This is a genomic window from Bacillus sp. B4EP4a (assembly GCF_006680105.1).
Classification (GTDB): Bacteria; Bacillota; Bacilli; order Bacillales; family DSM-1321; genus Peribacillus; species Peribacillus simplex_E.
The window spans coordinates 34,026-46,894 of sequence record NZ_VHIK01000033.1; the positions used below are offsets into that span (position 1 = coordinate 34,026).

Annotated in this window: 9 protein-coding genes; 8 read left to right on the forward strand and 1 reads right to left on the reverse strand. The window is 42.8% G+C overall.

The window, feature by feature from the left end:
* The first annotated feature begins 28 nt into the window (after window positions 1-28).
* From FNK51_RS17070 to FNK51_RS17100, 8 genes are all read left to right on the forward strand, one after another.
* Complete coding sequence (locus FNK51_RS17070) at window positions 29-1,537, forward strand: amidohydrolase family protein (protein WP_141994081.1); 1,509 nt, start codon at window positions 29-31, stop codon at window positions 1,535-1,537.
* Between the two features lies 1 nt (window position 1,538).
* Complete coding sequence (locus FNK51_RS17075) at window positions 1,539-3,038, forward strand: chlorohydrolase family protein (protein WP_141994082.1); 1,500 nt, start codon at window positions 1,539-1,541, stop codon at window positions 3,036-3,038.
* A gap of 100 nt (window positions 3,039-3,138) precedes the next feature.
* Window positions 3,139-4,704 (forward strand): glutathione ABC transporter substrate-binding protein, encoded by a 1,566-nt coding sequence (locus FNK51_RS17080; RefSeq protein WP_141994083.1) that lies wholly within the window; start codon window positions 3,139-3,141, stop codon window positions 4,702-4,704.
* 401 nt (window positions 4,705-5,105) lie between these two features.
* Window positions 5,106-5,267 (forward strand): hypothetical protein, encoded by a 162-nt coding sequence (locus tag FNK51_RS26635; RefSeq protein ID WP_181762283.1) that lies wholly within the window; start codon window positions 5,106-5,108, stop codon window positions 5,265-5,267.
* Window positions 5,268-5,475: 208 nt separating this feature from the next.
* Window positions 5,476-6,723 (forward strand): amidohydrolase family protein, encoded by a 1,248-nt coding sequence (locus tag FNK51_RS17085; RefSeq protein WP_141994084.1) that lies wholly within the window; start codon window positions 5,476-5,478, stop codon window positions 6,721-6,723.
* Window positions 6,724-6,747: 24 nt separating this feature from the next.
* The gene (locus FNK51_RS17090) at window positions 6,748-7,998 is read left to right on the forward strand and encodes an amidohydrolase (RefSeq protein WP_141994085.1); all 1,251 of its coding nucleotides are present in this window, start codon (window positions 6,748-6,750) and stop codon (window positions 7,996-7,998) included.
* A gap of 28 nt (window positions 7,999-8,026) precedes the next feature.
* Entirely contained in the window at window positions 8,027-9,274 is a 1,248-nt protein-coding gene (locus tag FNK51_RS17095) for an amidohydrolase (RefSeq protein WP_141994086.1), read from the forward strand.
* Window positions 9,275-9,730: 456 nt separating this feature from the next.
* The gene (locus FNK51_RS17100; RefSeq protein WP_141994087.1) at window positions 9,731-11,026 is read left to right on the forward strand and encodes a uracil/xanthine transporter; all 1,296 of its coding nucleotides are present in this window, start codon (window positions 9,731-9,733) and stop codon (window positions 11,024-11,026) included.
* 268 nt (window positions 11,027-11,294) lie between these two features.
* On the opposite strand, the gene FNK51_RS17105 is transcribed toward FNK51_RS17100, so the two are convergent.
* Window positions 11,295-12,080 (reverse strand): response regulator transcription factor, encoded by a 786-nt coding sequence (locus tag FNK51_RS17105; RefSeq protein ID WP_141994088.1) that lies wholly within the window; start codon window positions 12,078-12,080, stop codon window positions 11,295-11,297.
* Window positions 12,081-12,869: the final 789 nt, after the last annotated feature.

The following is a 12,869-nucleotide window of genomic DNA, read 5'->3' on the forward strand; positions in this document are numbered from 1 at the left end:
GCTGTCTTCTCAATTAGGAGGGGAAAATATGATAGATTTACTGCTAATCCATGGGACCGTGATAACCATGGATCAAAACAGGAGAATTCTGCCGGATGGCGCCGTAGCCATACATCAAGGAAGGATTTTAGCCGTTGATTCCACCGAAAATCTGAAATTGCAGTATGAGGCTGTAAAAGTCATCGATTGCAGCCATCAATGCATATTGCCGGGGTTGATAGATGTTCATGGGCATGGGGGACATTCCATGTTCAAAACGATCGCAATGGAGAATATTGATTTTTGGATGCCCATCATGACGAATGCGTACAAGCATTTTGTGACAGATGACTTTTGGTATTACGAAGGAAAGCTATCCTCACTTGAGAGATTAAAGGCGGGCGTGACAACTGGGGTGAGCGTGTTAGGATCCATGCCGCGGTCCGATGAACCGATTTTTGCCATCAATCATGCAAAAGCATACGCCGAAGTGGGGATCAGGGAAGTGGTATGCACGGGTCCTTGCAACCCCCCATGGCCCCATTCGTTCAGCCGGTGGATTGACGGAAAGAGAGTGGTAAAGGAAGTTTCCTATGAAGAAGTGCTACAGGGGGCGGAAGCTGTAATCGAGGCGCTGAACCATGCGAATGAAGACCGCACGAGAGCCTTCATTACACCATTTGTCATCGTGACATCCGTGGATCCCTCGAATCCCACATCTCCTGACAGGCTTTATGGGCTGACTGATCATGACCTTTATCAAGCGAAGAAAATAAGGGAGATTGCCAGGAAATATAACACACGCATTCACTCTGATGCCTTTGGCGGAATGATTCATTTAGCGATACAGGATAAGGAAAATGCCCTATTGGGTCCAGATGTCCATTTACAGCACTGTCGGGGCATTTCCTTCGATGAGGCAAGAATACTGGCAGAAACAGGTACCAACGTCAGTGCATCACCTGGATTTGGCCAGGTTCATGCCCGTACCCCGATAACTGAATTATTGGAGATGGGTGCAACTGTGGCAATCTCCACGGATGGGACTTCCCCTTCCACAAGTTTCGATATGTTTCAGGCAATGAGGAAAACACAGTTTGTTCACCAGGCAGCGCTTAGGGACTACTATTATTTACCGCCAGGCAAGCTTTTGGAAATGATCACGATAGATGCTGCGAAATGCATTGGCTGGGATGATGAAATAGGCTCCATTGAGATCGGGAAAAAAGCGGATGTCATTACGGTCAATCTGCATCAGCCTCATCTGACCCCTGAATTCATGCATGTACACAGGCTTGTATTTCAAGCAGTGGCGAATGATGTGGAGCATGTCATCGTGGATGGGAAATTGATCATGGAAGGGAGGAATGTACGGACGGTCCATGAAAGTACAGTGCTTGATGAAGCGAATGAGGAGGCCTTTTCAACGATAAAGCGTGCGGGGCTCGAAAAGTATATGCAACCGACGAAATATTTCTGGGGCCATGCCAGGGCATATGTAGATGAAAAGCGATATGACGAAAGAGAAGACGCTGCCGCAATGGTGAAAGGGGAATAAGATGAAAACCAAGCTTAAAGGAAGATATGTAATTGGGTATGATGGATGCGATCATGTCATTTTGGAAAACGCAGAAATCATTTATGAAAAAGACACGATTCTGTATGTCGGAAAAAATTATCCAGAAGAAGTGGACGAGGTAATGGATGCCGGTAACGCCATTATCAGTCCCGGGTTCATAGATTTAAATGCATTAGGGGACATTGACCATGATATTTTACATTTTGAAGCCGATGCCGACAGACAGAAAAACCTTCTCTGGTCAGAGAATTATATAAAAAGCGGACATCCTGAATTAATGACCGAGGAAGAAGAAGCTTTTAAATCACTATATGCTTATTCACAACTCATCCTTCATGGCGTGACGACGGCGATGCCCATTACTTCCGTTTTTTATAAAAGCTGGGCAGAAACCTATGATGAATTGGCAGCTGCGGCAGAACATGCAGCTGGATTGGGGTTAAGGATTTACCTTGGTCCGAGTTTCCAATCAGGAATGAGAGTCGTCCAGCCTAACGGGAATATTAAACTGCATTGGGATGAAAAAGCCGGGGAAGCGGGATTACGGAAAGCGGTCGAGTTTGTAGAAAAATTCGATGGAGCTTATGAAGGTATGGTCAGAGGGATGCTTGCCCCAGAACGTATAGAGTCCCAAACGGCAGATCAATTAAAGCAGATTAAATATTACAGCGAAAAATTGGACGTACCGATAAAGCTGCATGCTGCACAAGGAAGTTTTGAATTCAACACCATCTGGAAAGCCCATCAAGTTACACCGATCAGATATTTGTACGACCTTGGCTTTCTCGGTCCAAGAACAGGGATCCCGCATGCCCACTTTGTTTCAGGATATAGTAAAGCGAAATATGGCCAGGGTGATGACTTGGCGCTGCTTGCTGAAACGAATACAACGGTGATTCATTGCCCTCTGATCATTGGGAGGCATGGGGAGGCGTTAGAATCTTTTGCTAAATATAAACGGGCTGGGATCAATATCGCCCTTGGAACGGACACATTCCCTCCTGATATGTTCCAGAATGTCAGGACAGGCAGCATGCTCTCACGGATGGTGGAAGGAGAAACGGAAGGCTCTGTCTATGCCGATTTCTTTCGGTCAGCCACAATTGATGCGGCCGCTTTTCTTGGCAGGAACGATTTAGGACGCATCGCAGCGGGGGCCAAGGCGGATATCAGCGCGATTGACTTGGACAGTTTTCATATGGGGTTAATCGATGATCCCATTCGAACCATGTTCGTAAGCGGGTCTGGAAGGGACGTTAAATTATCCATCATAAATGGAAAGGTAGTCATGAAGGATCAAATAATCCCCAATCTGGATTTAACGGAAATCAAATATAAGGGACAACAATATTATAAGAAGATGAGAAGAGGATATATGGAAAGAGATTATCAGGAGCTTCCCGAGAAAGAATTGTTTAAGCCATCATTCAAGGTCGTGGAATCGTTAAGCGAGACGGAAGCGATTTATGACAACAAGTAAAGAAAATGAAAAACATAGTAAAGATATTCGAAATAAGTAGTCAGAATATTTCCTATAATTAGATAAATGTTCGAAAAATGAAATTGGGAGGTAGAAGACCATGGGGTTAAAACGTGGGACAGGTAAGCTTTTTCTAGTCATGATCATGGCTATCATCATTACGGGCTGTTCTTCTAAAAATGACGTAAACACAACGGCAAGTGATCCGAACCGGGCATCAAACAAAGGGGGGACATTGGTCATTGCCCGCTTATCCGACGCTGAGAATTTGGATCAGCAGTTCATGTCCACGATTAACGCCGCTAGCGTCACTCACCATAAAGTCTATGAAGGTCTTGTACAACGGGATGAGAATAGTGAGATACAGCCAATGCTAGCAGAAAAATGGAAGCAAATAAATGACACGACCTGGGAATTCAAGCTTAGGGAAGATGTAAAGTTTCATGATGGCACGCCATTTAATGCAGACGCAGTAAAAAAGACGTTTGATCGACTATTGAATCCGAAGGTAGCTTCTCCCAGGGCAGTAGTGTTCGAAATGGTAAAAGAGGTGAAACCGGTTGATGAATTTACCGTGCAATTCATTTTAAAGGAGCCATTTTCCCCTCTCCTTTCCATATTGGCGAATCACGAAGGCGGAATCATCAGTCCGAAAACGATTGAAAAGTATGGCAAAAAGATTATCCAGGAACCGAATGGAACCGGTCCTTTCGTTTTTGATTCATGGTCCCCAGGCCAGGAAATCACATTGACGAAAAACGACAGCTATTGGGGAGACGAGCCAAAAGTGGACAAGGTCATCTTCAAGGTCGTCCCGGAAGACTCCACGAGGATATCGATGATTGAAACCGGTGAAGCGCAAATCGCAGAGCCTCTTCCTGTAGCTGTCATGGACCAGGTTGAATCTTCACCGGCAATGGATGTTTACCGCAGTGAAGGGTATGGTACCGAATATTTAGGTTTCAATGTCAATAAAGAACCGTTCAATGATGTAAGGGTCCGTAAAGCCATCGCCCATGCCATTGAAATGGACTCGATCATCAAGGGTGTCTTTAATAATGTGGGAGTGAAGGCGAACTCCTTGATGGGCTCTAAAGTATTCGGTTACAACGAAGATCTCGAAGCCTATGATTACAACCTGAAGGAAGCGAAGAAACTGATGGCCGAAGCTGGATATTCAGAAGGCTTGGATGCAACCATCCTGACAATGGACAGTAAAGAAAGAGTTAACTTGGCCGAGGTCCTGCAATCCCAACTAAAAGGTATCGGGATTAATTTGAAGGTGCAGGTTATGGAGTACGGTTCGTTCGTTGAACAAGTGAATAAAGGGCAATCGGAAATGTTCATCATCAGCTGGAGAAACGCGACCGGGGATGCCGATTATAATCAATATAATCTATTTCATACGGAATCACAGGGAGCGGCAGGAAATACATTCTTTTACAGTAATGAAAAGGTTGATCGTTTAATAGATGCCGCCAGGAAGGAAAAAGAAGAAGGGAAACGCAAAGAACTGTACGCAGAGGCACAGGAAATCGAGATGGGTGACACCCCGTATATTCCTGTAAGGGTCATAGAAAATGTTGCTGCAGTCGCTAAAGAAGTAAAAGGATTTTCAATCAGCCCTTCAGGTTATCTGGAAATAAATGACGTAACGATAAAGTGATGGGGAAATAAGAAGAAAAGGTTCATCCATTAGGGTGAGCCTTTCAGTTTGTAGACGAAAGGGGTTCGGAAAACGTATCTTTCATCAAATGATGTTCCCGACCAACTGACCCAAAGCAACATTTTCAATTCCTCAGATATGGTTTCTATCTAAGTGTTCTAACAAAGTTGATTGGAACGGGTGTGCAAGACTCCTGCGGGAAAAGCGCGTCCAAGGGAGTATAACTGTAGCCAGAAATGAGGATTGGAGTCCGAATAGTAAGGTGAAGGTCGAAAAAAATTCGTGAACGGTCGAATAAAGTGCGGGGTAGGCCGAATACTGTGCGTGAACGGCCGAATATTTTGTGGTTTAGGTCGATAAATTGCGTCAACGGCCCAAGACAGTGCAGCGGGTCGAACAAAGTGCTCCGGTCTTTATGGTTTTTTACTGTAATCTACATTGGATTGAAGAGATTTGCGACACTCCTGCCGAATTACTGGCTAGCCGAGACCCCACAGGCGCTTGCGCCGAGGAGGCTTGGCAGACAGTCGGCGGAAAGGGAGCGGATCTCTGAAATCAATTGAACTTTTTAAATGAAAAACTGCAGGCAAACTGAGTTTTCATAGAGTTGTCTACAGTCTGAAAGGGTTCATCCATTAGGGTGAGTCTTTTTCTTTGGCACAATAAGTAAAAATAACATAAAAACGAGTAAAAATTCTGAAATTATTTGTTGATTTTTAGAACTATAATGAAAGTGATGCATATTCAATCTGGAGTGGAAGGGTGAGTTTAATGTCTCAATCGTATTGGTTGACGAATGTACGCTTGGAAAATGGTTTTACTTATAATGAAAATGAAACGATCACCGGCACTGAAACCGGAAATTACCACATCAAGATTGAAAATGGAAAAATATCCTCGATTTTATTAGCGAAGGAATCGATAACGGATCAGGATCCACAGCATGATGTTCACGGTCTCCTGATGGTTCCCTCGTTTAAGGAAATGCATATCCACATTGATAAAACCTACTATGGCGGTCCGTGGAAGGCTTGCATGCCTGCCATTAATGGCGTGAAAACCCGGATAGAAGAAGAGCAGGTCTTACTGCCAGAATTATTGCCTACTGCTAAAGTAAGAGCGGAAACAATGCTGGATTTATTATTGGACTTCGGATCTACCCATATACGCACACATTGCAACATTGACCCCGTTATAGGTCTGAAAAACTTGGAAGCTACCATTCAGGCACTGGAAGGATATAAGGATAAATTGACGTATGAAATCGTCGCATTCCCACAGCATGGACTATTACGCAGCAATTCCGTCGGTTTGATAAGGGAGGCCATGAAGAATGGCGCGAATCTGGTAGGCGGCGTGGATCCCGCCACCATTGATGAAAACATAGAGCGATCACTTGAAACAATCATGGATATCGCGGTTGAATATAATTCCGATATCGATGTCCATTTACATGATCCGGATCACCTTGGACTCTTCACGATGCAGCGCCTCGCTTCACTGACTGAAGACGCAGGCTGGCAAGGAAGGGTCACGGTTAGCCACGCAAGCGGTTTGGCAGATCTTTCAGTCCCGGAGGCAACAGGCATAGCCGAAAGGTTTTCGGAAACAGGAATATCGATTACATCCACAGTGCCGATCTTCAGAACGATTCCCATCCCCCTGCTTCATGAAAAAGGGGTGAAAGTCGAATTAGGTAATGACAGCATCACTGATCATTGGACACCCTTTGGCATCGGGGACAATCTGGAAAAGGCCGGTCGCCTTGCCGAGAGGTTTCGCATGATTGAAGAACGTTCCTTAGCGCAAAGCCTGCAATTCATAACAGGAGGGAAGACCCCATTAAACCAAGACGGGGTCAAGGCGTGGCCTAATGTCGGGGATGAAGCGAATATCGTGTTGCTTGATGCCAGTTGTTCTGCGGAAGCGGTGGCTAGAAGGGCAAAGCGTGCCGCTGTCATCTTCAGGGGCAATGTTGTTAGCGGATCTATTTCATCTTTTGAGACGACAGGTGTTTAATCTTCTTTTAAAGAGAGTGATTTGATGAATGAAGCATACTGGCTTACAAACGTTACACTTGATAGTGGATTTGTTTTTGAGAATGAACGAATTGATAGGACGAAGACAGCTGCATACAACATGTATATAAAAAATGGGATCATAAAGGAATTGCAATTGGCTTCAAGTATGCCTTTGAAAACGGATGATCCTGTTCACGACGCGGGAAAGCTGCTTGCACTTCCTCCTTTCAAGGAGATGCATAACCATCTTGACAAGACTTATTTAGGACTGCCATGGAACTCATGCACTCTGGTTCCGAATTTAATCGAACGCTTAAAGTTAGAAGCAAAAGAGCTTGCTGAACTGGCTGAAACCGGTCGGCTCCGGGCTGAACGGATGCTTCAATTATTGTTAAGCGGCGGGGCGACGCATGTAAGGACGCATGTTAACATCGATCCATACATCGGTATGAAGAACTTGGAAGAGATTCAAAGCGCATTATATCGTTTCAAAGGGAAAATGACATACGAGATCGTGGCTTTCCCGCAGCATGGGCTGCTAAGAACGAATTCAAAAGGGTTGATGAGACAAGCGATGAAAGAAGGGGCGTCTTTGGTGGGCGGCCTGGATCCTGGCGGCGTGGATAATAATATAGAAGCTTCCCTATTTGAAATGGTCGATTTGGCCGTTGAATTTGATGCAGATATTGATATTCATATACATGATCCCGGTCATCTAGGTTTATATACGATCAAGAAACTGGCTTCTTTGATCGATGAAGCAGGGTGGAAAAACAGAGCGGCCATCAGTCATGCTTTTGCGCTTGGTGATGTTTCAATAGGAGAATCAAATGAACTGGCCAGTGAATTATCTAACCTGGGGGTAGCCATCATGTCTACAGTTCCGATCAACAGGGTCATTCCCCCGATTGATTCACTGCATGAAAAAGGTGTTCATGTTGCTCTCGGATGCGATGGCTTTTATGACTCCTGGTCCCCGTTCGGTACAGGAGATATGCTGGAAAAGGCAGGCCGATTGGCCGAGAGGTACAACTGGAAGGACGAGTATGGATTGTCTCAATCGCTCCAATTCATTACGGGAGGGGTCAAGACACTGGACCCTGAAGGAAATCGTTTATGGCCGCAAGTGGGAAATGATGCAAGTATGGTTTTGGTGGATGCATCATGTGCTGCCGAGGCGGTTGCCAGGAGATCGAAACGTGCTGCGGTTATGGTCAATGGAAATCTGGTTTACGGCGGACTCGATCGCGAATCTGCCTTGAAGTCGAATTGAAGGTCTATTTCAAGAAGGGATGAAGATCATGAACACAATCTATTGGTTAAAGAATGTTCGTTTGGAATGTGGTTACCGGAAAGAGAATGAAAGAGTTACAGGAACGATGACCGGGCTATTTCATCTGTTGATGGAGGATGGAAGGATCACGAAGATTGTCAAAGATGGGGAAGCCATACATGAAGATTTGCCTGTGGAAGATGCAAAAGGATTGCTGGCGTTACCATCCTTCATCGAAAAGCATGTTCATCTTGATAAGACACTGATGGGGGATGTTTGGAGAGCGTGCACTCCTTCTTCAAGTGTCATTGAACGCTTTGAAAATGAGAAGAGGGTTTTGCCTTCCATTGCAACAAGCACATGTAAACGTGCTGAATCTTTACTGGAAATCCTTTTAGCTTCTGGCTCTGCACATGTACGGACTCATGTTGATATTTATCCGGAAGTGGGATTGCAAAACTTAGAGCAGGTACAACAGGCGCTTGCTGGCTATTCTCATAGACTCAGTTCAGAAATCGTCGCATTTGCGCAGCACGGATTATTGCGGTCCGGTTCTGTCAAGCTTGTCAGGGAGGCATTGCGAAACGGAGCAGGAATTGTCGGGGCGGTGGATCCAGCCACAGTCGATAACAATATTGAAGCATCGCTGGTTCAATTGGTGGATTTAGCAGTGGAAGCGAACGCTGATGTGGACTTGCATTTGCATGATCCAGGCCATCTGGGCACGTTCACAATGAAACGTTTGGCAGCTCTGACCAAGCAGGCGGGCTGGGAAGGCAGGGTAGCATTAAGCCATGCTTTCGGTATCGGGGACGTATCCAGGGAAGAAGCCTATGATCTGGCTGACATTCTTAAGGATGCGGGGATTTCCATCGTCACCAGTGTCCCTATTAACAGGCAGATGCCCCCTGTCGATTTATTACATGAAAGAGGGGTTGAAGTATCAGTAGGAAATGATAATATCTTTGATGTATGGTCCCCTCTTGGGAATGGTGACATCTTGGAGAGAGCAGGAAGGCTCGCAGAACGTTTCAAATGGATTGATGAAGTCTCACTTTCCCGGACACTCGGGTATATAACCGGCGGAAAAACCCCGTTGGATGAAAAGGGTAACCAGGTATGGCCGAAAGCGGGAGATGCCGCAAGTCTGGTGTTAGTTGACGCAAGCTGTTCTGCAGAGGCAGTTGCCAGGCGTTCTGAACGTAAAGCGGTCATTTACAAAGGAAACTTGGTTTCCGGTTCACTATATAAACAAAAGCAGTCAATTGAACGGTAAGACTAAACCAAAAAGGATTTCTGGATACTTCCGGATTTCCTTTTTCGTTTTGGTTATGGAACGGCTTCCGCATCCATGTACTTTTACTTGCTTATGTTATATGCTGTGGAAGTGATTTTTTTCTATATTGGTTAAGGACTCCCTCCCATGTCATTATCGTTATTCCACCGAAATATTTTAAACGGACTGGCTTCTGCTTGTCCATTTGCCTTCCAGCCTTAGTCAAGCAAACAATTTAGCAGGGAGCCGCAGTCTTTGTTACTATTAATGGTAACGTTATCATTTCGCATGCGTCTGCAAAGGTCATCTGACATTGATCATGTGTCCAGCAATGGCAGCAGACCATCCTGTAACCGCGTTTATAGCATGGTGCGGTCTTATCGCCTTTTTCAACGGAAGGGCAATTGAAATTCACCATGAGCTTCAAAAGTATCATGTTCAAAGGAGATGGAATCTATGAAAAGTTGGAGTTCTTCTGTGACTCTATTTTCTTCTTTTCAATGGTTGTTTTTTATTTTTGCAAATACGGTAGTAGTGCCCATATCGATTGGCGCAGCTTTTGATCTTCCTCCCAATGTTACGGAAATGACGATGAGAAGCTCGCTCATTTTCACCGGGATCGCTTGCGTGTTTCAGGGGTGGAAGGGGCATAAGTATCCACTTATGGAAGGGCACTCCGGTCTATTGTGGGGAGTGATGCTGAATTTAGGGTTATCAGCACCATCCATAGGGCTCGGTTATGCTGAGATTGGAGGGGGAATTGCTACTGGCCTCATTGCTGCTGGTGTCGTGACCCTCATTATTGCTGCCTTCAACCTGATTTCTTTTGTCCAGAAGATTTTCACCCCCATGGTCATGACGGTTTATTTATTCCTTCTGACGTTCCAGCTCATCTTTGTCTTTTTCAAGGGGATGCTGGGGATTACGGAGAATGGGGAAATTAACATCCCGGTCAGTTTCCTATCAGTGGGGATTGTACTTTTAGTAAGTATATTAAAGATAAAAGGACCAAGGACCATAAGCAATTTCTCCATATTGATCGGGATTATGGTGGGATGGATTTTTTACGAGCTGCTATTTCCGGAGGCCGGGGGAGAAATGGGATCGACGGGTGCTTCATTTTCATTTTTCCCATTAGGTGCTCCAAACCTGGAATTCGGGATCATAGCGATTTCCTTCTTTGCAGGATTACTGAATTTGTGCAACACGTTCGCTTCCATTCAAGCCGCATCGGAATTAATCGGTGATGAAGCTGAACACAAACAGTATCGAAATTCTTTATTCATGACTGGCGGTTTTACCATTTTCGCTCCGTTACTTGGACTTGTTCCGTATACACCTTTTACTTCATCCATCGGATTTTTGCAGAGCACACAAATCTATGAGCGGAGGCCCTTCTTACTTGGAGGCATGTTATTGACCATAATTGGGCTCATTCCTCCTTTCATCGCTTTCCTGGCCACCATGCCGATAACAGTCGGGAATGCAGTATTGTTCGTTGCTTACCTTCAGCTGTTCGGTACGGCTTTCAATAGCGTCAAGGGCCAGCATTTCACTTCAGACACGATATTCAGGCTTGCCGTACCAGTATTGATTGGAGTGAGCTTGATGAACATCCTGCCTAATGCATTTTCGAATGTTCCCACGCTTTTACAGCCATTTTTGACGAATGGGCTCATAATGGGCGTCTTGATATCAATCGTGCTGGAAAAATCGGTGAACTGGAATCGTTATGAACAACTGCAGAACTAATTGGAAAGAGTGATGTGTGGATTCTTATTAAGCACAAGAGGTAACTTCCTATTAAAGATTCTATACAGCTTTCTTATATTTTGAAAAGACATGGAGAAACGCCTGATTGGATACGACAGTACATAAGTGATTCTCCCATCAATAAGGGTGGGGCAATCTTTATAATAAGGATTTTTTCATTGTAAATGACGAAGGAAAAAATTATTTTAAGGCAATTAATATGAAAACCAGAAGGGTGTTGGGGACCTTCTGGTTTTTTTGATTGTGTTTAAGGTTTAACAATTTTATAGCATAAACTTGTTCGGTTTGAGACATCAAACTTTCTATAAAGATTTTGCAAATGTCTTTTTACTGTATTAACACTAATAAATAGTTCGCTGGCAATGGTGATATTGGTATGCCCTTTTAGAACCAGTTGTAATATTTCTGCTTCTTTTAATGTTAAATCTGGTTGTCTGAGATCTTGAGAACTAGCCAGAATCTTATTTTTCAAAGGATTAATTAGGTTTTCTTTGGGAACGCTTACAGAATGATAAGGGAAATCGCTTGTTTTTTGCGATAAGAACCTAGAAATAACCTCTAAACACATAATATCGGATGTACTAAAAGGCTTCTCCTTTTTGGATCTAACGAAGTTCAGAACACCTTTAATACTGTTTCTATCATATAAAAAAACACCCACATCATAATAAAATCCATATTTTAACATAAAATCATTGTAGTATACACTTTTTTCATATAATTCAGGCGGAAGTAAATCAAGGTTTTTTATAACATTTTGTTTACTTGCTTTTTGCATATTATATTTTGGGATTAGCAAATCTAATTGATAAAAGTTATTAAGATAATCATCCATAACATATTTATCTATATTTAACGTAATAGGTTCGAACAAGTCATTATTATCATCACATAACCAAAAAATAGATTGGCAGTAACCAAATAAATTCTCAAAGGTCTGTAGTACTTTTTCACGGAAATTTTCATTAGAAAAAGTAATTTCATCCATAAAAGATAAAATTTTTTTGTAGCTGGGGTTAGACATATCCTTCATAGGCTTTCCTCCATGTTAACTTTTTTTGATTATATAACATTTTAAAATAAAATGAATTACTTTTTGATATAAAATGACCCATTTGGGTAATAGTAAATTTTCTGATTTTTCTGGATAATATAAAATAATTACATGTAATAGTTAATAAATTAGAAAGACTTTTTAAAATTAACCTAAGGAGATGAAAGAAACGGAAGTGTATGAGGTAGGAAAATAAACATCTCCTTATCAAAACTGAATAAGTGAATGCGTAGTACACTTTTGAGTTATTGATTTAAGGTTAATTGAAGGAGAGTAATGTTTATTTATATAACGTTTTTGTAACGGTTGTTAAATTTTTGGGTATATTTATGTGTTTTTTAGAGTTACTAATTACTCTATCTCTTTAAAAAAATCAATAAAATAATGGAAGAGGTATGCATTCATGTACAATTCAGAAATTGAAACGCTAACTCGTGCTGAAATAGAAGCACTATAAATGAGCAGATTTCAGACTACATTATGACATATCTATCTGAATATAGAGTTTATCGTACGAAGTTTAAAGAGCTAGGGATTACTCCTGATGACATTCATTTTTAATGGATGCCATTTACCAAAAACAAGAATTTAGAGTTCATTATCCATGTTGAAAAATCATAAAAATGTAATCGCTTTCCAACGCTGCGTGTAAACAAAGTTAGGAGCTTTTAGCTTATTCAAGATACGCATCACATAAGGAAACCTAGCAACCTATGTTTTTCAAAATTGTATGGTTAGTAATTTCGAAGTTTTAACAAAAAAATAAAT